A 24,775-nucleotide genomic window follows, 5' to 3' on the forward strand; every position below is an offset into this window, starting at 1 on the left:
CCGCCAGACAGTTGCTGTGGAAAGCCCGGCCCGTTTTGAGCGCTCATTCTGGGACACAGTTTCCGTTAGACAGCTCAACCGGAAACTGTGTCCCATTATTTTGCCGAATTCTGGGTCGCGCTTTCCCAGAGGACCCCCTTTGGGAAAGCGCGACCCGTTCTGGACGCAGATTCCGGGACGCACTTTCCGCGACGCCCGGTCATCCCATGCCCTCACAATCTCGGCGCATAAAAAACGAGGGAAGGCGCGCGTCCTTCCCTCGTTGCGGGCAATATGTAGCCGCTCGCCTACATCAGGCGCAGGCTGACGTCCTTGAGCTGGGCGCCGGAAACGGCACTCGGAGCACCCGACATGAGGTCGGAGCCGCTGGCCGTCTTGGGGAACGCCATGACGTCGCGGATGGAGTCGGAACCGGTGAGCAGCATGCACACGCGGTCCAGACCCAGAGCGAAACCGCCCATCGGGGGCGCACCAAACTTGAGGGCCTCCATGAGGAAGCCAAACTGCGACTCGGCGCGCTCCTCGGTAAAGCCCAGGAGCTTGAGCATGGACATCTGCATCTCGGCGTTGTGGATACGCATACCGCCGCCGCCGGCCTCAAAGCCGTCCATGACAAAGTCGTAGGTGCACGAACCGGCTGCCAACGGATCGGCCTCGATCTTGGCGATGTCGGTCTCGGTCGGCAGGGTGAAGGGCTGGTGCTCGGCTGCATAGGCCTTGCGATCCTCGTCCCAGTGGAACAGCGGGAAGTTGACGACCCACAGGAAGTCGTGGCCCTCGCGCTTGATCTCGAGCGCGTTGGCCATGTGGGAACGCATGCCGCCCAGGATCTCGTCGGAGAGCAGGCGCGGGCCGGCGGCAAACATCACAAGGTCGCCGGGCTCGACGTCCATGCGCTCGCGCAGAGCAGCCATCTCCTCGTCCGAGAAGAACTTGACGATGGGGCTGTTGATGGAGCCGTCCTCGCGGAAAGCGATCCAGGCCAGGCCCTTGGCGCCAAACGTGGAGGCCACGCCGGCGAGCTTATCGATCTTGGCACGTGCCCAGGCACCGGCGCCCTTGGCGTTGATGGCCTTGACGACAGAGCCCTCCTCGTTTGCAGCAGTCGCAAAGACCTTGAACTTGGAGTTGGCAAAGATGTCGGTCAGGTCGACCAGGTGCATGCCGTAGCGAGTATCGGGCTTGTCGGAGCCATAGGTGTCCATGGCCTCCCAATAGTCCATGCGACGCAGCGGCGTGGGCATCTCGACACCCATGCGGCCGAAGGCGTCGGACAGGACCTCTTCGAGCGCGCTCATAACGTCGTTCTGGTCCACGAAGGACATCTCGATATCGACCTGGGTGAACTCGGGCTGACGGTCGGCACGCAAGTCCTCGTCGCGGAAGCACTTGGCAACCTGATAGTAGCGCTCGACGCCACCGACCATAAGCAGCTGCTTCAGGAGCTGCGGGGACTGCGGCAGGGCATAGAAGTTGCCCGGCTGGATGCGGCTGGGGACGATGAAGTCGCGGGCGCCCTCGGGCGTGGACTTGAACAGGGAGGGCGTCTCGACCTCCATGAACTCACGGTTGTGCAGCGCCTCGCGAATGGCAAAGGTAAAGTCGGAGCGCAGCTTGAGGTTGGCCATCATCTCGGGACGACGGAGGTCCAGATAGCGATAGCGCAGGCGGGTGTCCTCGCTGGTCTCGATGCCGTCCTCGATCTGGAACGGCGGGGTGACGGAAGTGTTGAGCACCTCGGCATGATCGGTCAGGACCTCGATCTCGCCGGTCGCGAGCTTGGTGTTGGTGGTCTCCTCGCCACGGGCGCGCACGACGCCGTGAATCTTGATGGGCCACTCGGGACGCATGGTCTCGGCGATCTTAAAGGCATCGCCGTCGGAATGCTCGGGGTCGAAGGTGAGCTGCGTGATGCCCTCGCGATCGCGAAGGTCGCAGAAGATAAGGCCGCCGTGGTCGCGGCGACGGCTCACCCAACCGGTGAGGGTGACTTCTTCGCCCACGTTCTCGAAGCGAAGCTCGCCGCAGGTACGGGTGTGCATGGAATGCTCGTCAATGGGACGGGTCTGGCTCATACCAGTGATCCTCCTTTATGGATCTGTGCCGCCCCGTGTCGTTCCGGGCGGCGTCGTACAGATTTGCCCGGCCTGCGTAAACCGCGCAGCCAGACATGGCGTTCTATCTTATCGCACCTGTGTCGATGTGCCGCGGAAAAGTAGCTCCTGCCCAAAGACTTGACGGAGACGAAACAATTGGCGCACCGCAGTCGTCGCCGAGGCACGCCGCGTGCGACAATGTGCCCCAATACAACCGCGCTCGGAAAGGCCCAACATGACTGCACGCCTCATCGTTATGGATATCGACTCCACCCTCATCAATCAGGAGGTTATCGATCTTTTGGGCGAAGAGGCAGGCGCGGGCGAGCAGGTAGCACAAATTACCGAGCGTGCGATGCGCGGCGAACTCGATTTTAAGCAGGCACTCGAGGAGCGCGTGGGGCTGCTTGCCGGCTTGGACGAGAGCGTGTTCGAGCGCACCTTTGAGCGCGTGACGTTTACTCCCGGCGCGCTGGAGCTTGTGCGCTCGGCGCGCAGCAAGGGCTGGAAGGTCGGCGTCGTGAGTGGCGGCTTTCACGAAGTCGCCGATAAGATCGTGGCCGCCGCGGGCATCGACTTTTGCCTGGCCAATCGTCTGGAGGTCGTGGACGGCAAGCTCACCGGTAAGTTGGCTGCCGACATTGTGACCAAGGAGTCCAAGCTCATCCAGCTGCTGGACTGGGCAGTTGAGTGCGGCGTCGATATGGCCCACACCGTCGCGATCGGCGACGGTGCCAACGACATCCCCATGATTCAGGCCGCGGGCACGGGCATCGCGTTTTGTGCCAAGCCCAAGACGCGCGAGGCCGCCCCGTTTGCCATCGACGAGCGCAATCTGATGCTCGCCATGGACATCATCCTGCGCGACTAGCCAATCCGTCTAGCAATTGAATCAGTCTGTCCTATAGTTTCCGAACAATTCTGTCTTAGTGTTCGGAAACATACCCTTTGAGTGCTAAACTTTGCGCCGTCGAAGGGAACATATATGGATAAGCGAGATCTAGAGCAGCTGCTGAGCGATGTTGCCGGCGGAGCAGTCACCCCTGCCGACGCCCTCACGCGCATCCAGACGGCTCCGACCGCCGATTTGGGCTTTGCGCAGCTCGACCTTTCGCGCGGGGTGCGCCAGGGAGCCGGCGAAGTTGTCTACGGCGCCGGTAAAACCGCCGAGCAAATTGCCGCCATTATCAAAGCATTACTCGATGCCGGCCAGGAGCGCATCCTGGTCACGCGCCTGGACGACGAAAAGGCAGCCCGCACCTCGGAGCTCCTCGGCAACGGCATCGACCTGGGATATGTCCCGGACGCCCAGCTCGCCCTCGTGGGTGGCAAGCCCTCCCCCAACGGCAACGGACGCATCGTCGTCGCCTGCGCCGGCACGAGCGACCTGCCCGTCGCCGAAGAGGCGGCACTGACGGCCGAGTTCTACGGCAACGAGGTCGATCGCCTCTACGACGTGGGTGTCGCCGGCTTGCACCGCCTGCTCGCTCATGCCGAGGAACTTGCCCAGGCGCAGGTGGTCATCGCCATCGCCGGCATGGAGGGCGCCCTGGCGAGCGTTGTCGGCGGTCTTGTGAGCTGTCCGGTCATCGCCGTTCCTACCAGCGTGGGGTACGGCGCGAGCTTTGGTGGCGTAGCCGCGCTGCTCGCCATGCTCAACTCCTGCGCCAGCGGCGTTTCGGTCGTCAATATCGACAATGGCTTTGGTGCCGCCTACCAGGCAAGTCTTATCAATCATCTGAGCGCCGGCACGTCCAGCGCCCGTTAAGGAGCATTTCATGTCCAACCATCAGCACACGCTTATCATCGACGGCACCTCGGGCATCAGCGGCGACATGACCGTCGCGGCCCTGCTCGACCTGGGCGCCAGCGAGGAGCATCTGCGCGAGCAGCTCGCCACACTGCCGGTCGACGGCTTTGAGATTGCCGTTACACGCGCAAACAAGCATGGCATCGACACCTGCGACTTTGACGTTCAGCTGGCAGAGGAGCTCGAGAACCACGACCACGACATGGCCTGGCTCTACGGTAACGAAGCAGCTGCCGAGCACACACATGAGCATGAGCACCACCATCATAATCATGGCGAGCATGAACACGAGCACTGCCACGAGCATGACCATGAGGCCCACGGTCATGGCCACGAGGGTCACCATCACGCCCACGGCCATCACCACCGTTCTTTGGCGGACGTCACCGCCATCATCGATGGCTCGCAGCTAAGCGATGGCGCCAAGCGTCGCGCGATCGCCATCTTTACCGCGCTCGCCGCCGCCGAGGCCAAGGCCCACGGCAAAACGCCCAAGACCGTCATGTTCCACGAGGTGGGCGCCGTCGACTCCATCGTCGACGTCTGCTCTGTCGCCATCTGCCTCGATGACCTTGGTATTGAGGACATCGTGGTCGAGTCGCTCTCCGAGGGTCACGGTACCATCCGCTGTGCCCACGGTCTCATGCCCATTCCCGTCCCCGCTGTCGTCAACCTGTGCCAGGCGGGCAATATCGCCCTCACGCCCGCACCGGTCGCCGGCGAGCTCGTGACGCCCACGGGTGCCGCCATCGTCGCCGCACTGCGCACGTCCGAGCACCTGCCAGCCCGCTACCGCATCGAGGCCGTCGGCTACGGCGCTGGCAAGCGCCCCTACGAGGGCTGCTCTGGCACGCTCCGTTGCCTGCTTGTTCACGTGGATGCATAGCTATGGATGCCCGCAAGGCAAAAAGCCGCGCCGCCATCGTCGCGGCGTTCTCCGAGCTGCTGCGCGAAGAGGACTACGGCAAGATCACCGTCGGCGACATCATCGCTCGCGCCCATGTGGGTCGGGCCACGTTCTACGGCCTCTTCAAGAGCAAAGATGACCTACTGTCCGAACTCGTGAGCGACATCTGCACCCACGCCCTCGACGACGATGGCACACCGCTCGATGATCCGCTCGTACAAGTCGAGCATATCCTCAACAACCTCTGGGAACGCCGCCAGGGCGTACGAGCCCTCGTAGCCGGCGCCGGTTCACGCGTCTTCGCCGACTGCTTACGCAAGACCATCATGTCACGAGCAGCCGGAACCGTCCCCACCGACCCAAACGGCCCCGCCGCCACCATGGACCGAAGCTTCCTCCTCCACCACATAGCCTCAAGCTTCGTAGGAATGGTCCAATGGTGGGCCTGGCACAACTTCCAAGCCGACAAAGCCGACGTAGCCAAAGACTACCTATCAGCCATACAGCCCCTCTTCAGCTAAGTAAGGCCCCCATCCCAAAGCGCCATCCCAACAAAGCGCCCATCCCTTCCCCAAGTCACGTTTTCTTGTAAGGGCACCCAAAAACAAAGCGCCCCTCCCATCCATATTCAGATATATATGTTGGGTTGCTTGTTCCAACGCGACTAAAACCTCGCAGCTGGCCGCATGGGGTAACTTCCCAGCGCATTCCGCAGGACGCAAAAAGGCTCGCCGCACGAAGTGCGCAGCGAGCCTTTTTGCATGTCCGAGGACGCGCTGGGAAGTTACCCCATGCGGCCAGCGGACAACTATGTAGCCTTCGACTAGAACATGCCCAAGAAGCCATGCACAAACAGCGCGGCCACGATAGCACCGACAAACGGCGCGATGCCAGGAACAAGCAGACCATACTTCCAGTTGTTGTCAGCCTTGTTCTTAATCGGCAGCACCTGATAGGCCATGCGAGGACCAAGGTCACGTGCCTGGTTCATGGCGAAGCCGGTGATGCCGCCCATGCCCATGCCAACAGCCCAAACAATCAGACCGACGCAGATGGCGAGCATCAGAACGTTCTCGCCGGCGCGGCTAGCGGCAGCAAGGATGGCGCTGATGAACACAAAGGTGCAGATAGCCTCGCAGAAGAAGTTACGGGCATAGTTGGTACCCTCGGTGGTGGGGTTGGTCGAGAAAATGTTGCGCTGGGCAATGGGGTCGACGACGCCCTCGGAAGCCTTGAACTCATCGGCATACATAAACCAGGCGATTACGGCGCCCACAAAGCCACCGAGCATATCGGCAAGCATGAAGGGGATGCAGTTGCCCCACGGCACCAAGCCGACGATGCACTGGGCAAGCACCATGGCGGGGTTCATGCACACGGCGCCGCCAAAGACAAACAGGCAGACCGAGATGCCAAAAGACCAGGTGGTGATGGCAAACATGTGGCCAGAGCCCTGATACTTGGTGCCCTTGAGCACGGTATCGCAGTGCACGCCCACGCCAAAGATGATCATGAGGGCCGTTGCGCCGAATTCACAGAGGAGTTTGGTAAGCATAAAACCTTATCTTTCTTGTCGGTTATAAACGATTCGTTTAGGCCGCACACTAGTGCTGCGCGACGACAACGCCCAGGCCATCGGGAATGACGGCAACCTTGGCATCGGCACCCTTCATCTCAAAGGCGAGCTTGAGCGCCTCCTCGATAGTGTTGACCGGCGTCATGTGCATATCCTTGAGCATCTGGTGATCGCACAGGTCGGTGACCATGATCACGGGGTGATGCGCCAGGATGCGGGCAAAGATCTGGCTCGTCCACTGGTCGGGCAGGGTCTCGTCCTTAGGACGGTCGATGCAGGCGCGCTCAAACTCCGCAGGATCGTTGTCGGCGATGTTGTGATAGAAGCCCTCGCCACCGTGACCGTCGGCACAACCGGCGACATCGATAATCACGCCGCCCTCGGGAAGCGTGGCCTCGGCAGAGCACATGCCCTTCACGGCCTGGTAGATGTTCTGGTCGAGCGGGTAGCCGCCGTTGGTGGTGATAGCAATCTCGCACTCGACGGGCTCAACGCCGGCAAGGCTCTTCACGAACTCACAGCCGGCCTCGTGCGCCTTGTGAATGTCGCCGGCAAAGGAGCCGATGACCTCGTGCTTGCCGTTGAGCACCACGTTAAGCACAAAGGCAAGGTGAGCCATCTCGGCAGCGGCAAACATGTCCTCGCTCACGTGGTTGTGGCACAGGTTGCCGGCACGCGAGTGGGAATCATTCACAAACTGACCGTTGTGGTTGTACATGATGGTCTTGTAGCTGGCGATGCCAGGCAGGACGGACTTGCGGCTACCAGAGAAACCGGCAAAGAAGTGCGGCTCAATAAAGCCCTCGGCAAGCAGCAGATCGCAATCGGCGGCAATCTTGTTGATGATGCACTCGCCACCGGAAGGCAGGGTGCCGATCTTTTTCATCATGCTGTCGTCAGTCGCGACGTGCATAACGATTTCCTCGTTGGCAACGATCTCCTCGCCGTACTTGTTGACGAGCTCCTCGTGCGTCGACGGACGGTGCATACCCGTAGCAACCAAAATACGCACGCGAGCCTCGGGCGCAGCGGAATGGATGTGATGCAGCAGAATAGGCATCGTCACACGCGAGGGAACGGGGCGCGTATGATCGGAGCTAATGATGACAATATCCTTCTTGCCAGCACAAAGCTCCTCGAGCGAAGGCGAGCCATAAGGGTTGGCAAGCGACTCCTCTACTAGCTCTTCCTGCGATTTCGTGGTCTTAAACTCGTTTTGATGACCTTCCATCACACCCGCGAAGTTCTTATCCTCGAGCTCCAGATGCAACGTCTTGTGGTCAAACGGCAGTTCACATTCAAACAATGACGAGCGCCCTCTTCCTTTCAACTGACACACTAGATAAACCGTTGGAAGGATACGCCGCTCACCGAAAAACACCACCGTCCACCGACTCATTAACACAACGTTCATATTTGACCCACAACAAAACAACCGCGATCCCAAACGGGACCGCGGCCGCTACAGTCGTAAATCGAGAAGCGCCACATGCATCTCAATCCCAATCGATAAGACGCGAGGCGTGAAGCGCCAAACGCGCCGCCGGGACAAGCCCCATCCAAAACGCGCGAAGCGCGCCATTCTCCCCTCAGCCCCAATCCCCGAAGACCGAGGACGAAGGGACCCGACGGGTTTCCCTCTGAATGCATTCCGCAGCACGAAGCCCCCTTATCCGCAGCTCCGAAGGAGCAGGATAAGGGGGCTTCAAGTGCGAGGACGCATTCAGAGGGAAACCCGTCGGGTCCCGGTGAGAGCCACAGGGCTATCGATTACCCCGTGTTCTGCAATCCTGCCGAGACGCCGGTCACAGTCGAAAGAATCAGGCTCATGTACTCGGCCTTCTTCTCCTCGGTCATCTCGTCCTGGTTCATACGCACCTCGCGAAGGGCGCGGACCTGGGCGATGGACAGGGCGTCGACGTAGGGGTTGCGCACGCGAACGGCACAGCCAAGCACACGGCGGCGCTGCAGCGGCCACTCGTCACCGACGATGGCAAGGACCCACTTACGAGTGAGCTGCATCTCGGTGAAGACCTTCTCGGATAGATCCTGGCGATCGCCCAGGTGCAGATACATCTTGGCGATGCGCTGGTCAGTCTTGGCGATCGACATCTCGATGTTGTCGATAAAGGTGCGGAAGAACGGCCACTCCTGGTAGGCAGCCTTAAGCTGGTCCAGATCGCCAAACTGCTCGCAGGCGGTGCCCAGGCCGTACCAAGCGGCCAGGTTAATGCGTGCCTGGCTCCAGCTGAAGATCCACGGAATGGTACGCAGGTCGTCGAGCGACTTGGCACCCAGGCCGCGCTTGGCGGGACGCGAGCCGATCGGCAGCAGACCGACCTCGGTCAGCGGCGTCACGGTCGAGAACCACGGTGTAAAGTCCTCGGTGTTCAGCAGGTCCAGATAACGCTCGTGGCTTGCGGTGTTGAGCTTCTCGGCCATATCCCAGAACTTCTGCGTGGTCTCGGTGTTGGTCTTCTCGACACTCGGGGCCGACTGCAAAAGCGTTGCGGCAGCAACGGACTCAACATGGCGCTGAGCCAGCGTGCGGTTGCCGTAACGGGCAAAGATGACCTCGCCCTGCTCGGTGAGCTTAAAGAAGCAGTTGACCGAACCCTTGGGCTGCGCCAGCACGGCCTTGTTGGCCGGGCCGCCGCCACGGCCCACGGCACCGCCGCGACCGTGCATGAGCACCAGGTCGATATCGTTCTTCTCGGCCCACTTGGCAATGCGCTCCTGCGCGGAGTGCAGCGCGAGCATGGCCGTGGTAGGACCGGCATCCTTGGAGGAGTCGGAATAGCCCAGCATGACCTCCATGCGGCGGTTGGTCTGGGCAAGGCGCTTTTGCACCACAGGCAGCGTAAGCATCTGATCGAGCACGTCGACGCAGCCCTCGAGGTCCTCGAGCTGCTCGAACAGCGGGATCACGTCGAGCTCGGGGACATCCTCCTCGTGTGCAAAGGACAGGTGGGCAAGCTCAAAGACGTCGGCCACATGCTGGGCGCTCTTGGTAAACGAGATGATGTAGCGGTGCGCCATCTTCTTGCCGTAGCGCTTTTGGATGGAGCCGATAGCGCGGAAGGTATCGATGACCTCGCGCGTCATGGGCTGCAGGTCGCCATGGATACCGTTCTCGTGGATATCCTTAAGGGCGCGGGCATGCACCACGGAGTGCTGACGGAACTCCATCTCGACCATATGGAAGCCGAAGGACTCGACCTGCCAGATGATGGTTTGGACCGGGCCGTAGGCAGCACGGACGGCACCGCAGGCGGCCAGCGAACGCTGGACGACGCGCAGGTCATCCAGGAACTCGTCGGCGCTGTGGTACATGGTGTCGGTGATACGACGGACGGTGGCGTTCAGGCGGTCGGCCATGACGAGCATGACGGCGCGATGCGGCTCGTGCTCGGAGATCAGCTCGGCGCGGGCCGTGTAACGAGGGCTCATCTCGACCTGATGGTTCCACAGGTTAATGAGCTCGGCCGACGGCTTGCTGTAGGTAGCCTCGAGCGTGAGGTTGCGGCCGATGTGGCGGCACTTGTCCTCGAGCTTGAGCACCATGTGCGTAAAGTACTTGGCGGCGACCTCACGGCTCACCTTGGCGGTGACGTTGGGGTTACCGTCGCGGTCGGAACCGATCCAGCTGCCGGGATGGAAGAACGCCGGGCACAGCGGCGGCACAGTACCGGCCTTGTCGCCCAGCACCCAATCGTCAAAACGACGATAGATAACGGGGATAACGTCGAACAGCGTGTTATCGAAGATGTCGATGATGGTATCGGCTTCCTCGACCGGCGTGGGCTTCTTGAGCGCGATGGGACTCGTACGCACCAGGGCGTCGATCTCCTGCAGCATATGGCGCTCGTTCTCCACCAGGTCGGAGCCGCCCAGACGCGGACGCTCCTCCAGCAGGTTGGAGATACGGCGGATCTTGCCCTCGACGGCCTTACGACGGGCCTCGGTGGGATGTGCGGTAAAGACAGGGTGGAACTCGAGCTTGTCGAGCAGCTCGTTGGCACCCTCGACACCCAGCTCATTCACCAGCTGGTGATAGGCAACGGTAAGCTCGTTGGCAGGATCGACCTCGGTATCGGTCGACGCACCGGCCTCGCGCTCGCGCAGCTGCGCCACACGGTAGTTCTCCTCCGACAGGTTTGCCAGATGGAAAAAGCTCGTAAAGGCGCGAACGATGACCTGCTGCTTATCGAGCGGCAGGCTGTCGATCAAATCGACGACCTCACGAAATGCCACGGCAGTGGGCTCGTCGGCGGTGGGCACGCCCTGCTCGTCGACGGCTTCGTCGGCAGCGCAGGTACCGGGGTTGCCGGCATTGACCACAATCTCGGCTGTCAAAATCTTGTCGAACAGGTCCGCGATCTCGGGATCATACTCGCTAAGCACACGGCGCTCCAGGCGCAAGAACAGCGCCAGATTGTCGCGCAGCTCCTCGGGGATCTCGATCTCGGCGAGACGCTCCCTGGACTCGGCATTCGAGCCGATTCGGTTAACGAGGCGGTTGACCACGGCAGCGACGCGCGCCGCGGCTTCGGGTACAGACTGGTTGCTTAGGTTCTCAGCCACGTTTCCTCCCATTCCTCCTTCTATGCACGTAACATGCGGTATTCATTATAGGCGCTTGAGAAATACTTTCGACACTGATTGCGCTTTACCACACAAAAGTATTTTCTGCATTGCAAAGGTTTTTGCCCTAAATGGTCGTATTTCTCGGTGGGCGGCATACGTAAACGGGGGCATTCCGCATAAAAGCGAAACACCCCCGTAACAATCGCTCTCCATGAGCAGGGCACGTAGCAGGCCCGAAGCTCAAAAAGATGCGCTACAGGCGCTCGCGAACCGCCTCGACGACGTTGTCCAGATCGGCGAGCACCTCGTCATGGCTCTGCATGTCGCGCACTTTGACCTTGCCGGCGGCAAGCTCGTCGCCACCCAGGACCAAGATGAGCTTGGCGCCTACCTTATCGGCTTGCTTAAACTGGGCCTTGAGCGAACGACCCTGATAGTCGGCCTCGGTCACGATACCTGCGGCGCGAAGCTCCTGCGTAATGGCAAAGACGTTCTGGCGCAGCTCCTTGCCTGCGTTGGCGACATAGACGCACGGGGCCTCCTCGGCACCCAGATCGCTGCCAAAGGCCTGCAGGGCCAGCAGGGCGCGCTCAAAACCGACGGCAAAGCCGACGCCTGCCGTGGGCTTGCCACCCTCGAGCTCGACCAGGCCGTCGTAGCGGCCGCCGCCGCCGATGGAGCCGACGCCGGCGCCAGGGGCCTCGACCTCAAAGACAGTACGGGTGTAGTAGTCCAGGCCGCGCACCAAGGTGGGATCCTCGACATACTCGATACCGGCGGCATCCAGATAGCGCTTGACTTGCTCGTAGTGCTCGCGGCACTCGTCGCACAGGTTGTCGCCCATCAGCGGAGCGTTGGCCATGATCTCGCGGCAATGGTCGTTCTTGCAGTCGAAGGCGCGCAGCGGGTTGAGCTCGGCGCGCTCGCGGCACTCGTCGCACATCTCGTCGGCGTGGTCGAGAATGAACTGCTTAACCTGCTCGCGATAGGCCGGACGGCACTGCGCATCGCCCATCGAGTTAATGAGCAGACGGAGCTTGGAAAGATCGAAGCCCAGGCGCTTGTAGAACTCCATGAGCATAATGATGCACTCGGCGTCTGCCGCCGGATCGGGAGCGCCGAGCCACTCGATGCCCACCTGGTGGAACTGGCGCAGGCGGCCCTTCTGGGGACGCTCGCCGCGGAACATGGCCTCGGCGTAGTACGCCTTAAACGGCGTGGAGCCCTGGGGCACCAGATTGTTCTCGACGACGGCGCGCACCACGCCGGCCGTGCCCTCGGGGCGAAGTGCCAGGCGCTGCTTGGGCTTGAGCTTGGTATCGGTACCCTCGGTAAAGACGCGCTCCAGGTTGGCGCCGCTAAACACGCGGAACATCTCCTTGCGCACGACGTCGGTCGACTGGCCGATGCCGTGGACAAAGACGTCCACCTGCTCGATCGCGGGCGTCTCGATGGGCTTAAAGCCAAACGGCTCGAATACGCTGGCCGCAATCTGCTGCATCTTTTGCCAGGCGCGCATCTCGGCGCCGATAAGGTCGCGGGTTCCCTCCGCCTTCTGTGCCTGCATGGGCAAACACCTTTCTTTTGTATCGCGTCATAGGTAGTGGATATTATACGGCACAAACACAAACAGCGGCGGCGCGTCTGACCGAACGAGGGTATGGGGACTCGTTCGGCCAGATGCGCCGCCGCTGTTTGTGATCCGTGGCCGCCTTGGAAACCGAATGATGGTACGAGCATCTATTCGGCCTCCAGGGCAGCCACGGATAGAACGGGGCAAATAGAAAAGAGCGACGGACGTCTACTCCCCCGCCACGCTCGCGCGCAGCTTGGCGGCGATGGGCTCGGATGCCAGCAGGAACACGAGCATGACAACGGAGCATGCCAGGCACACAATCCAGGTGCTCGCAAAGGAGCCCGTGGCATCGAACAGCACGCCCGAGACGATAGCGCCCACGGTGCCGCCGACCATCTCGAGCGAGGTAATGGTGCCCGTGACCTTGCCGAGGTCGGCCATGCCAAACTGCTTGGACGCGGCAATGGTAGGCGTGATGGTGCCCATGCACGTTCCGATACCAAAGCTCACAGCGGCAACAATAGGACCAAGGTCCGTCGTCGGGAAGCACAGCGCCACACAGGCGACAATACACGCAACGGAACCCAGCACGTTGCCAAAGCGCAAACCAAAGCGATCGTAGATGGCGCCGTTAACGAGGCCCATAAAGAGGAAGGCGACGACGAGCAGCCAAAACGCCGGGCTCTTCTTGATGCGAGACCAGCCAACGTTAACCTCAGGAGCCGTGTGCTCGTCCTTGTCGCCAGCCGTCGAGACGGACGGATCGCCCGGGTTCTCGCCGAGCGGCTTCAGGCCAATCTCGGAAGGTTTGGTGCGGAAGGAATACGCCGTGATGGGCAGCGCCGCCACAATGCAGACGGCGGCAAGCACCAAGAAGGTGGAACGCCAACCCACGCTCACGATCAGCGAGCTCACGATGGGAGACAGAATGGCGCCGCCAAAGCCCGAGCCCGAAAGTGCGATGGAGATGGCAAGGCCTCGCTTGGCCGTAAACCAGTTGGCGGTCACCAGGCTAATGAGCAGGCGGGTCGAGGCGACAGCGAAGCAGCCCGAGACGGCAAAGAGCACGTAGACCTGCCACAGCTCACCGACAAAGCTCATGCCCACGAGCACCGCCGAGGTGGCTATGACGGTAAGCGAACCCAAAATGCGACCACTAACCTTGTCGGCAACATGGCCAATGACAAGCGATCCGATAACGCTCACCACCGTGGAGATCGCATTGGAGATGTTGTACTGCGCAAGAGATACTCCCAAGTCGCTGACGATGAGCGGCTGGAACAGGCTCATGCAGTTGACGAAAATGGTGTAGCACGTGGCCATGATCACAAAGCCGGAGGCCACCACGAGCCAGCCGGGGAAGAACTTACGTTGCTGAGACATGCTGTTCTTTTTTTAAACAAACGAGCAGCAAGATTGGGTGCTACCGGTGGTCGGCGATGTAGCCCAAAGCGACGGCGGCATAAGCCGCGGCGCCAAGGGGAAGCTCGGCATCGCTAAAACGTGCCTTGGGATGATGCTGAGCAAAATGCTCGTCCGTATCAGTCACGGCAGCGCCCACGGTAAAGTACGCACTCGGGATCTCGCTCGAGATCAACGCGAAGTCCTCGCTCGCCATGGCGTGGAACAGCGGCAGGAAGGCGGACTTGGGCAGCACCGCGCCCACGTAGCCAAGCGACGCCTGCGTCATATCGTCATCGAGTACGAGCGGGGGAACATCCGAGAGCGTCTCAATAGTCGCCGGCGTACGATAGGTCGTGGCAACGCCTTTGACGACCTCCGCGATGCGGGCCTTGAGGTGCTCCATGAGCTCGACATCGAAGCCACGCAGCGTTCCCTCGAGCACACAAGTGTCGGGAATGACATTTGCGGCCTGACCGCCGGTGAACTTGCCAACGGTAAGCGCGACCTCCTTGGCCGCCGGCACCTCGCGAGCGATAAGCTCCTGAAGCGCCAAATGCACATGCACGCCGGCCGTGATGGGGTCGATGCAGATCTCGGGGCTCGAGCCATGGCCGCCCTTGCCCTGAAGCGCGATGCGAAAACCGTACACGCCCGAGAGCGCCGGGCTGCCGTAGAGCACCAGGCCAAGCGGCGACTGGCTATTGACATGCATGGCAAAGGCGACCTGGGGACGCGGGTTCTGCAGCAGACCGTCGGCGATGGCGGCGCGGGCACCCTCAAAGGTTTCCTCGCCCGGCTGGAACAGCAACTTAACCGTGGCGTTGGCGTCGACAAGCGCGGACTCGCGGGCCTTGAGCAGGCGCGCCGCACCAAGCAGCGCCGTCGCGTGCATATCGTGTCCGCATGCGTGCATGCAGCCGTTCGTAGAGGCGAAAGGCTCACCTGACTCTTCGGCAACGGGCAGGGCATCCATGTCGCCACGGAGCATGATGACCGTACCGGCCTGTTCGTCCGTGCAGACGCCATTGCCCTGGGCCGCGGCGGCACCGGCGCCGACAAGGCCCACAACACAGGAACCATCGACGAGCGTGGCAAATGGGATTTCCATCTCGGTCAGGCGCGCTTGAATATACGCAGAGGTCTGTGGGAGGCTATTACCCAGCTCGGGCATCTGGTGTAAATCGTGTCGCCACGCAGCGAGCTCGTCTGCAAAAGCCTGAGCTTCTGCAACGAGACCGTCACCGATAGCGGCCTGCGCCGCTGCGGTGGCCTTGGGCGCTGATTGCGGTTGAAGATCGGACTGAGCTGGTGCCATAAATGCCCTCCAGTAACGTTTTTGCGGTAAGCACTTTGATAGCGTAAAGTGTAAGGTACAACTTTAAGGGCGAGGCATAAAAAATGCCGCCCCAGGAGGGCGGCGCAACAAGTTGTTTACAATTGCGGGCGCGGCTTTCGACGCAAAAAATCGAAGTGAGTCTCGCTCAAGATAATCGACAGGAAGATAAGCACAAAGCCGGCGAGCAGACGCGAGGTGAGCGCCTCCCCCATCAGCAGCACCGAAAACAACACGCCCGAAGGCGACTCCATCGAAAGGAGCAGCGAGCCCGTCGAAGCCGGGACATGCGCCAGGCCGACGTTTTGGATGAGCAGAGCCACGCATGTGCAGCCCACCGAGAGAAACGCCATCGCACTGATAAAGCTCGGCGTCCACACGGACAGAGGCGCCTGGGTTTCGAATAGCAGCGACGAGACCAGGCTTAGGATGCCATTGCCCACAAACATCCAAAACGTGATGACGTTGATGTCCATTTTGCGACCGTACTTGGCGGTCACCGCCATCTGGATGGCGAAGAAGACCGCGCCGCCCAGCGTAATGGCATCGCCGATATTGAACTCGACGCTATCGAGCGCCACCAGGCCAATGCCCGCCAAGCACAGCAGTGCCGCGCCCAGGTTATAGCGGGTGAGTTTTTCGCCGCTCAGAAAATAGCTCGCAAAGGGCACGAGGATGCAGTACGTACCCGTCAAAAACGCGTTCTTGCCCGCCGTGGTTTGCGCCAGACCGACCGTCTGCAGGACGTAGGCGGCCCACATAAGTGTGCCCATTCCAAGTCCGACGATAAGATTGCGGGCGTTGAGGTGCGCGATGATGCGCTTGTGGAAGATGACAAACATGACCAACGCCGCAGGCAGAAAGCGCACGTAGAGCAGTTCAAACACCGGAATGGTGTCGAGCGCGTCCTTCATAGTGGTAAAGGAGTAACCCCAGATAATCGCCACCGAAAGCAGTAGAACTTTCCAGAACAACGGCGAACGAGCACCGGCACCACGGGAGGTGCCGCCCGCACCCAGGTCCTCGCGAGCCACAGGGCTGTCGGGCATCATTTCGATATTGTCAGTGGCATGCTGGGGCATAGGGCATCCTCGCGCTCAATCTGGGCGTGGTGTCCGCACGCGCGTGACCGCATGCCGCCTCATGGTCAAATAAAAACGGGACGCGCCGGACCCCCGGCACGCCCCGCTACTGTAACAACAACCAAGCAGCTCATGCAATTCACTCAACTAAAGCGTCGAGCCGGAAGGCCTCGATGTTCCGTCAACGCCACGTTGTCGCGCTAAATCAATTTGGTCGACTCCAGCTTTTCGATGATCCAGTCGTTGGCTTTGATGACCGGGCGGCGGAAGACGACGCCCAGGGCCAGCGACGGAATCAGGTAGCTCGCCAAGATACCCAGCTCAATCCAATACTCCATATGGTAGGCGCCGGCCATGGCGGCATGCATGGCGTTGATGCCATGAGTGAACGGCAGGAACGGATAGATTGCCTGGAACACGGGGCCGGTCATCTCGATGGGGAACGTGCCGCCCGAACCGCCGACCTGCATGACCAACAGCACGACAGCGAGCGCCTTGCCGATATCGCCAAACGAAACCGTAAGCGTGTAGACGATATTGGAGAACACGAGACTCGCGACCCAGCCCGCCAGCACAAACTGCAGCGGGTTGTCGCACTGAATGCCAAAGAACAGAATGTCGCCCGCGCACACGAGCGTTGCCTGCAGCAGGGCCAAACCGCCAAAGAACAGGTAACGACCCAGATAGATCTCGTGCAGGCGTACGGGGATGAGCTCGTTGATAAGCTCATCGTCAACCGAGACCTTCATCATGGCCGCCAGTACGATTGAGCCGACCCAAAGCGACAGAATCGTGTAGAACGGTGCCATGGCCGAACCGTAGTTGCGGATCGGATAGACCGGTTTGCGGTCGAGCGCAACGGGGCCAGAAAGCGACACGGCGAGGCCCTCGGGGTCGTTGCCAATCATTGTCTTAATCATGGCCAGGTCACCCGACATCAGAGCGCTATCAAGCTCGTCCTTAAAGGCACTGATCTTGTCCGACGCCTCACCCAGCTGGTCAGAAGCCTTGTTGACGAGCTTTGCGGCTTTGGACAGACCCTTCGCCAGCGAGCCGGACGCATCGGTCAGTCCTGCTACGGCGCTATCCAAGTCGCCCGAGATCCCGTTCAGGGAATCCAAAACGCCCGAAATGGTCTTCTTGAGCTCCTTGGCCTTAACCGAGAACGTGGAATCGTAGTCGGACTTGGCTCCCGAGATACCCGCCTTGGCATCGGCGATTGCCTGGTCAACCTCGGCACGCGAGTTGTTGACCTCCGCCATGCCGTCCGAAAGGGACTTTGCGGTCGCCGTCAGGTCCTTCGCATTGTTGCGGTACTCAACGGCGATTCTGCCCAGCGACGTAGCAGCGGACTTGAGACCGTCTTTGAGCTTGTCATCACTCACCTGGTCGGCAAGGCTGCGGAGCCGATCGGCCATCGCATCGATATCGTCAGCACGCGTATTGAGCGCCGCTGCGGCTTCGTTGAGCTGAGACACCGTAAGGTCAACATGCTGATTCGCGGCATCGAATGCCTTCGCAAGCTCGGCGGACACATTGTCGAACGAACCCGCGCTTCCATCGATCGCGGCATCGATGGCATCGTTTGCCGCCTTAAGCGCTTCTTTGGAATCATCGATGCCGCTTTTGGCATGTTCCATGAGCTGCTTCGTCGACTCATCAACGGTGCCCGTCTGCTTGAGCATGCCGCCCGCCGATATCAGTGAATCGGACGTAGAGCTCAATATGCCCGCGAGCGACGTCGCGCTCGCCTGAACGTCCTGCAGGTCCTCGACCGAATCGCCCAGCGTAGAGGAAAGATTGGCGATAAAGCTGCTCACCTGGTCGGTACTCATATAGTCGAGCAGGCTGGACACGGTCTTAAGGCCGATGGTCGTGATGGTCTTGGTAAAGGTCTCGTTGACCTGACTCTGGACGGCGCTCGAGCCCTTTTCAGTCACGATCTGTGCGATGGCGTTGGCCTTCTGGTTCTCGTAGAACTCGATATCGGCGTGCTTCACCTCGGTCGAGAAAAGCGTCATCATGTCGGCGCTAAACGTCTTGGGGATAACGACGGCGGCATAGTATGCGCCCGACTTAACGCCCTCAATCGCCTTATCGCGGTCGTTGAGGACAACCCAGTCAAAGTTCTCGTTACCGCGCAGGGTCGCCGTCACGTTTTCGCCCACGTTGATCTCGACGGGAATCAGGTCGCTCTCGTAGCCCTCATCGGTGTTGACCACTGCAATCTTAAGGTTGCCGGTATTGCCGTACGGATCCCAGCTGCCGGCGATGTTAAACCACGCGTACAGGCACGGCACGATAATGAGGCCCATCACGACGACCATGCCGATCACGGAGCGAGACACGTTTTGGACATCACGCTTAAACAGGTGCAGGATGTTCTTCATTTATGCCTCACCTCCTTTAGAGTGCTTGCCAAGCGGGGTGGTGTCCCCGTCGTTTCCGTTTACGTTGTCAGCGCCGTCGGCATCTTGAGCCTTACGATGCGCACCGATATGCGACAGACGGCTCGTAGGCTGTTCGCCTCCCTTGGCGCCACGCTCGCTGGCGTTGAGACCAAACATGCGACGGGCGGCAGGGATGGCAGCCGTGTGCTCGCGCATCTCGCGGCGAAGGTCCTCGTCCGAAAGCGCCGAGATACGCATCTGGGTATTGAGGCTCGCACGGATGTATTCGATGTTGATGAGCCAGCCGCAGATGGCGATAACCGAAATGATCCAGATAACGAGCAGGATGATCTTGCCGTTATTGTCGATATCGAGCACCGTCGAAAGCACAAAGAGCAGAACCTGCACGCCTACCACGGCGGCAAAACCGCCCTTGATGTAGTACGGGTAGCGATGCTCAAACGCCACGGCATGATCGAGCAGCTCGCGACGGTACGAATCCGAATCGAGCATGACGCGCATGGCCGTGCGCAGCGAATAGCGCTGGCGCGGCAGGTCGTTGGACTCGCAGATCATGAGGCCCGTCGTGGAAAGCTGCTTGTCAAAGAGCAGGTTGAGGTTGAGCAGCAGCGGACGCAGCTGCAAGCCAATAAAGAGTGCGATGGCAAGGAACACGCCCAGGATGCACAGGTTGAACAGGTAGTTGAACGAATACATGCCACCGACGGTCTCGCGCAGCAGGTTGATGCCATAGGTGAAGGGCAGCAGCGGATGCAGCCATTGGAAGAAGCCGGGCATCATCTCGATGGGATACATGCCCGACGAGCCGGGGATCTGCACAATGACGAGGATGACGCCAATGGCTTTACCGATATGCTTAAACGTGGTGGACAGCGCATAGATGATGTTGACGTAGGTGAACGAAATAGCGATGCCGCCCAGTACAAAGAGCAGCGGATTGACGCACTGAACGCCAATGACCAGATCTCCCACCGTAACGATGATGGCCTGCAACGCACCCAGGATCACCAGCAGCAGCCAGCGGCCAAAGAAGCCCTGACGCGCCGTAAAGCTACCGATGCCCTCGCGGTCGACCTCGAGTTTATAGATAGCGATGAGCACATAGCCGCCCACCCACAGCGCCAGATTGGTGTAGAAGGGCGCGATGCCCGAGCCAAAGCTCTTGACCGGATAGATTGACTTGGACGTCAGCTCAACCGGAGATGCCATGAAATCTGCCACGTCATTGACGTCGACGTCCATGAGGTCGGCTAACTCGCCCATAGACTCAGAGGTCTGCAGCGCCGCAATGTCATTGGCGGCGGTCGCGAGCTTGTCCTGAACCTTGGCAAGGGAGGCGTCGGTTTGGGACAGCGTGGTCTTTGCCTGCTTGAGCGTGGCGTCGAGCTGCGCCAGCGTGCCGCGCGCGCTCGCTATCGTGGGGGTCATACCCGACACAATGCCGGTCAAATCGCCCGAAACGGCGGCAAAGGAGTCAAGCGCGCTCGAAGCCTTCGGAAGTGCGTTCTGACCCAGATCGGTCTGAGCCTGACCGAGGTTAGCCGTACCGGTCTGAATTGCCGCGTTGAGTGCGTTGCTCGCGTTCGAGATTGCCGTAGCGTCGTTTGCCATGGCGCTCGACTGTGCAGAAAGGCCATCCTTGATGCTCTGCAGCTTCTGGTTTTGCTCGCGAAGCGAATCGATGGTCGATACAATGCGCGCGTCAATTTCCTCGGAACCTGTCGACGTGTCATTAACGAGAATCTCCAAGTGCCCGATAACGGCCTTATTGTGATCGATCGTCGCCTGGAGAGACTCGAGCGAGTTGTCGATGCGGGTGGTCGTAGATGTGACCGTACCCGTTAGCTTGCCAATCGCAGCGTTCGCGGAGGCTGACGTCTTGGTGAGTGCAAGGCTACCTTCCGAGAGTGCCTTGGAGAGCGAGGTGATAGAGTTGCCCGCCGTGGCGCGAGCCTCGCCCAGCAGGTCGTTGCCCTGGGAGATCGCCTGCGTTAGAGAGGGCGCCTGCCCCTGCAGGCCCGCCAGCGCAGCATCGGCCGAAGCAATCGAGCTGCTCGTCTTGTCGATGGCGGTGTTCATGTCGCCGATGGAATCGCGTACTTCGCCCAGGGTATCAGACGCCTCGGACACCGAGCCCGCCAGCGAATCCCGGGTCTGGGTCGCCTTGTCTTTAAGGTCGATGCCAGCATCTTTGGCAATGCCCGCGACGGTCTCGCCCACCGTGGAGACAAACTCCGAGTTGATCTGCTCCTCGATGGTATTGGCACCAGTGTCGGTGACCTTGGGCGCAATAGCGCTCTTCTTCTCGTTGACGTAATAGGTGAGCTTCGGCTGATGGTAATTGCCATCGAGCATCGAAACAAGATTGTCGGAGAAGTTCTTGGGGATTACGATGGCCGCATAGTACTCACCACTCTCGACGCCCTCTTTGGCATCGGCGGCCGAATCGACGAAGGTCCAGCCCAGCTGATCGTTCTCCTTGAGCTGATCGACGACCTGGTCGCCCGCGTTGAGCTCGCCCACCAAGTCATTCTGAGTGCCCTGATCGTTGTTGGCGATGGCAATCTTGATACCTTGGGTGTTTCCGTACGGATCCCAGTTTGCCACGATGTTGTACCAGGCATACAGCGAGGGGATAACGCACACGCCCAGGGTAACCACCAAGGCGACGGGGTTCACAAGCAGTCGCTTAATGTCGCGCTTGAATATCGCAAAGGAGACCTTTGCGTTGGATAGTTTGCTGCCGAGACTCACGCTTGGACCATCCATCCTGTCGTTGAATCGAATCGTACTATCGACAACCATTGTACGTAGGCGCTTTAGTGCCTCGCGGCACAATGGTGCTGAGTTTTGCGGGTAGCAATATACTACGAAGATGAGTTAGTGTACAGTTGTACAGTATCTTTTATTTCAGCAGGTCACAAAACCACAGCCCGCACAAATTAGCAATCCGAATAGTCATTGGGAACGTTCTTAAACGACTAGTCAAACAAGAACGTCCCCGATGACTACTTAGGGCCACGAAAGCGTCGCAGGTTGAGCATAAGTCAGCGAAAACGCCCCTGAGCGAGCAAGGTGACGTGAAAGAGGAGGGAAGCGTACTTTGGTACGCGACCGACGATTGAACGTCAGATTGCCGCTTAGGGGCGTTTGCAGCGTCGACCGGTCCGTCGTTCGTTAGAACGACGGAACCAATAGGTTCGTTAGAACGGCGGACCCAAAGGCGTAACTACTTAACTACATCAAGTTGCAAACAGCCGCCGCGAAGGCAACGGGGTCCTCGGGGAGGATACCCTCGACCAGCAGGGCCTGATCGTAGAGCAGGCCGGAGTACTGCTTGATCTTGTCGGCGTCACCTACCTTCTGGGCAGCGACAAGCTTGTCAAAGACCGGGTGCTTGGCGTTGAGCTCGAGCACGCGCTGGCTCTTGGGCATGCCGTCGGGCGCGCCCTCGGGTCCCTTCTGGAGCACCTTCTCCATCTCGAGCGAAAGCGGACCCTCGGTGGTGATGCAAGCGGGGGCATCGGTCAGGCGCGCGGAGACGGCAACTTTCTCGACCTTGTCACCGAGCGCCTCCTTCATAGCGCTAAAGAGGTCCTCGTTTTCCTTGGTGGCGTCCTCGGCCTCCTTCTTCTCGTCCTCGGTCGCCAGGTCAAGATCACCGGTCGCAACGTTCTTGAGCTCCAGATGACGATCCTCGACCTCGGGCTCGGCACCGTCGGCCACGGCCTTTTCGGCAGCCTCGCGGGCAGCATCGTCCTCGTAGACCTTGGGCATATCGGCGGCAACGTATTCACGCATAGCCTGGAACGTGAACTCATCCACATCCTGCGTCAGCAGCAGCACGTCATAGCCGCGCTCGAGCACGCCCTTTACCACGGGCATCTTGGCCAAGCGCTCACGCGAGTCGCCGGCGGCGTAGTAGATGGCCTTCTGATCCCCGGGCATGCCCTTGGCATACTCGGCCAGGGTAATCATCTTCTGCTCCTTGGCAGACCAGAACAGTAGCAGGTCGGCGAGCTCATCGGCCTTCATGCCATAGCTCGAGTAGATGCCGTACTTAAGACCGCGGCCAAAGTTCTCAAAGAACTTCTCGTAGGCCTCGCGGTCGTTGTCGCGCATATCCTCAAGATCGGCGGTAATCTTCTTCTCCACGCGCTTGGCGATGGCCTTGAGCTGACGGTTCTGCTGCAGCGTCTCACGCGAGATGTTGAGCGACACGTCGGCAGAATCCACGACGCCGCGGACAAAGTTGTAGTAGTCGGGCAGCAGGTCGTCGCACTTCTCCATAATCAGCACGTTGGAGCTGTAGAGCGCCAGGCCCTTCTCGTAGTCCTTGCTGTACAGATCGAACGGGGCGCGGCCCGGCACAAACAGCAGCGCATCGTACTCAAGCGTACCCTCGGCATGGAAGCTGATAGTGCGCGCGGGATCGTCAAAGTCGTGGAACGTGGACTTGTAGAACTCGTTGTAATCCTTCTGCTCAACGTCGGAGCTGCGCTTTTTCCAAATCGGCGTCATGGAGTTGATGGTCTCGAGCTCCTGGTAGTCCTCGTACTCGGGCTTGTAGTCGTCGCCGGCGTCCTCGGGCTTGGGTTTCTGGCGGCTCTTGCTCACCATCATCTGAATCGGGTAGCGCACATAGTTGCTGTACTGCTGAATCAGGCTCTTGAGGCCCCACTCGGTCAGGAAGCGATCGTAGGTCTCGGCCTCGCCGTCGGCGTCGAGCTTCTCGTTCTCGCGCAGCGTCAGGATGACATCGGTACCGTGCTCAGCACGCTCGCCATCCTCGATGGTGTAGCCCTCAAGACCGTCGGACTCCCAAACGTGGGCGGTGTCCTCGCCATAAGCGCGGCTGACGACCTTCACGTGGCTGGCGACCATAAAGGCGGAGTAGAAGCCCACGCCAAACTGGCCGATGATGTCGACATCGGAGCCCTGTTGCTCGGCGTTCTCGGTCTTAAACTCCTCGGAGCCGGAATGGGCGATGGTGCCCAGATTGCGCTCGAGCTCCTCGGCGGTCATGCCAATGCCGTTATCCGAGATGGTAATGGTGCGGGCGTCTTTATCAAAAGAGACGCGAATAGCCAGGTCGCCCTGGTCGAGCTTGACACTCGGGTCCTGCAGGCTCTTAAAGTTGAGCTTGTCGACGGCGTCACTCGCATTAGAGATAAGCTCGCGCAGGAAGATTTCCTTATTGGTGTAGATGGAGTTGATCATGAGGTCGAGCAGTTTTTTGCTCTCGGTCTTAAATTGACGCATGTGCAGTCCTTTCGCGCTACCCCCGTCCGCAAAAACGGCCCGGTTGCCCGAGCCGCATCGCAGACCTGCTATGTCCAGACTTAGATTTTATAACCCATTAGCGCGCATATATACATACGGAATCGAAAAACTGTATGTCCAAACGCTCTGATACGCCAATTGCCAAGGAGTGTCCCCGACTGCCGGCAGGAAATGAACGTCCCTATCTGCCATCTACGCGCTTGGCCATCCAAGCATGGGGCTGGCCCTCGTCTTCGTAGTCCACCGGGGCAATCTGCGTGTAACCCGCCTTGGCATAGAGTGGCAGCACGTATTCCTGCGCGTGCAGCTTAATGAGCTTGGCACCGGCATCACGCGCGCACGTATCACTGGCCTCGACAATCTTGCTCGCCAGACCGCGACGGCGCATGCTCGGCAGCACAGCCACGCGCCCCATAATGTAGGTCTCCCCCGCCGCGACACCTTCGTCCAAGTCGCACGCCGGCGACACCGGAGCCTCTGCGTCAGCCGCGCGCTCAAGCTCTTCGGGAAACACGCGCGAGCAACCGGCAAGCTCGCCGTCTACATAGAGCGTCACATGAATGCAGTTCGGATCCTCGTCGATAGCGTCAAACTCGTTCTCGTAGCCCTGCTCGTCCATAAAAACGACGCGGCGCACCAACGCCGCGTCATCAAAGCATCCCGTCTTAAGTTGGATATCCATGGCTGCCCTTTCATTCAATGCGAACGTT

Annotated in this window: 16 protein-coding genes; 4 read left to right on the plus strand and 12 right to left on the minus strand. The window is 60.1% G+C overall.

What is annotated here, in order from left to right:
- Window positions 1–287 precede the first annotated feature (287 nt).
- Window positions 288–2,075: an aspartate--tRNA ligase gene (gene aspS / locus AAAX31_RS01975; protein WP_118385312.1), complete on the minus strand. Its 1,788-nt coding sequence runs from the start codon at window positions 2,073–2,075 to the stop codon at window positions 288–290.
- Window positions 2,076–2,331: 256 nt separating this feature from the next.
- Here aspS and serB point away from each other — a divergent pair, with 256 nt between their 5' ends.
- The 4 genes from serB to AAAX31_RS01995 all read left to right on the plus strand — a co-directional run bounded on the left by serB (window position 2,332) and on the right by AAAX31_RS01995 (window position 5,334).
- Complete coding sequence (gene serB / locus AAAX31_RS01980) at window positions 2,332–2,967, plus strand: phosphoserine phosphatase SerB (protein ID WP_349076019.1); 636 nt, start codon at window positions 2,332–2,334, stop codon at window positions 2,965–2,967.
- A 114-nt stretch (window positions 2,968–3,081) separates the two neighbouring features.
- Entirely contained in the window at window positions 3,082–3,864 is a 783-nt protein-coding gene (larB, locus tag AAAX31_RS01985; protein WP_349076022.1) for a nickel pincer cofactor biosynthesis protein LarB, read from the plus strand.
- 10 nt (window positions 3,865–3,874) lie between these two features.
- Window positions 3,875–4,792, plus strand: coding sequence for a LarC family nickel insertion protein (locus AAAX31_RS01990; protein ID WP_349076023.1), 918 nt, complete (start codon window positions 3,875–3,877; stop codon window positions 4,790–4,792).
- 2 nt (window positions 4,793–4,794) lie between these two features.
- Complete coding sequence (locus AAAX31_RS01995; RefSeq protein WP_118385309.1) at window positions 4,795–5,334, plus strand: TetR/AcrR family transcriptional regulator; 540 nt, start codon at window positions 4,795–4,797, stop codon at window positions 5,332–5,334.
- 302 nt (window positions 5,335–5,636) lie between these two features.
- Here the strand turns inward: AAAX31_RS01995 and larD are convergent, their stop codons facing one another.
- The 11 genes from larD to AAAX31_RS02050 all read right to left on the minus strand — a co-directional run bounded on the left by larD (window position 5,637) and on the right by AAAX31_RS02050 (window position 24,747).
- Window positions 5,637–6,368, minus strand: coding sequence for a D/L-lactic acid transporter LarD (gene larD / locus AAAX31_RS02000; protein WP_346972076.1), 732 nt, complete (start codon window positions 6,366–6,368; stop codon window positions 5,637–5,639).
- Between the two features lie 49 nt (window positions 6,369–6,417).
- The gene (gene larA, locus AAAX31_RS02005; RefSeq protein ID WP_035136844.1) at window positions 6,418–7,695 is read right to left on the minus strand and encodes a nickel-dependent lactate racemase; all 1,278 of its coding nucleotides are present in this window, start codon (window positions 7,693–7,695) and stop codon (window positions 6,418–6,420) included.
- A 464-nt stretch (window positions 7,696–8,159) separates the two neighbouring features.
- Entirely contained in the window at window positions 8,160–10,985 is a 2,826-nt protein-coding gene (locus AAAX31_RS02010; RefSeq protein ID WP_217107545.1) for a phosphoenolpyruvate carboxylase, read from the minus strand.
- A 244-nt stretch (window positions 10,986–11,229) separates the two neighbouring features.
- A complete protein-coding gene (gene hisS, locus AAAX31_RS02015) occupies window positions 11,230–12,543 on the minus strand; it encodes a histidine--tRNA ligase (protein WP_349076024.1) in 1,314 nt (437 codons plus the stop codon).
- Window positions 12,544–12,777: 234 nt separating this feature from the next.
- Entirely contained in the window at window positions 12,778–13,935 is a 1,158-nt protein-coding gene (locus AAAX31_RS02020) for an MFS transporter (RefSeq protein ID WP_349076025.1), read from the minus strand.
- Between the two features lie 40 nt (window positions 13,936–13,975).
- Window positions 13,976–15,271 carry a M20 family metallopeptidase gene (locus AAAX31_RS02025; RefSeq protein WP_349076026.1) on the minus strand — a complete coding sequence of 432 codons (1,296 nt, stop codon included), beginning with the start codon at window positions 15,269–15,271 and terminating at the stop codon, window positions 13,976–13,978.
- A 116-nt stretch (window positions 15,272–15,387) separates the two neighbouring features.
- Window positions 15,388–16,371 (minus strand): DMT family transporter, encoded by a 984-nt coding sequence (locus tag AAAX31_RS02030; RefSeq protein WP_349076028.1) that lies wholly within the window; start codon window positions 16,369–16,371, stop codon window positions 15,388–15,390.
- A 200-nt stretch (window positions 16,372–16,571) separates the two neighbouring features.
- Window positions 16,572–18,761 carry a YhgE/Pip domain-containing protein gene (locus AAAX31_RS02035; RefSeq protein WP_349076029.1) on the minus strand — a complete coding sequence of 730 codons (2,190 nt, stop codon included), beginning with the start codon at window positions 18,759–18,761 and terminating at the stop codon, window positions 16,572–16,574.
- Window positions 18,762–21,536: a YhgE/Pip domain-containing protein gene (locus AAAX31_RS02040; RefSeq protein ID WP_349076030.1), complete on the minus strand. Its 2,775-nt coding sequence runs from the start codon at window positions 21,534–21,536 to the stop codon at window positions 18,762–18,764.
- A gap of 483 nt (window positions 21,537–22,019) precedes the next feature.
- Window positions 22,020–24,044: a molecular chaperone HtpG gene (gene htpG / locus AAAX31_RS02045; protein WP_349076031.1), complete on the minus strand. Its 2,025-nt coding sequence runs from the start codon at window positions 24,042–24,044 to the stop codon at window positions 22,020–22,022.
- A gap of 202 nt (window positions 24,045–24,246) precedes the next feature.
- Window positions 24,247–24,747, minus strand: coding sequence for a GNAT family N-acetyltransferase (locus tag AAAX31_RS02050; protein WP_117637372.1), 501 nt, complete (start codon window positions 24,745–24,747; stop codon window positions 24,247–24,249).
- Window positions 24,748–24,775: the final 28 nt, after the last annotated feature.

The organism is Collinsella sp. CLA-ER-H5, from assembly GCF_040092375.1.
Classification (GTDB): domain Bacteria; phylum Actinomycetota; class Coriobacteriia; order Coriobacteriales; family Coriobacteriaceae; genus Collinsella.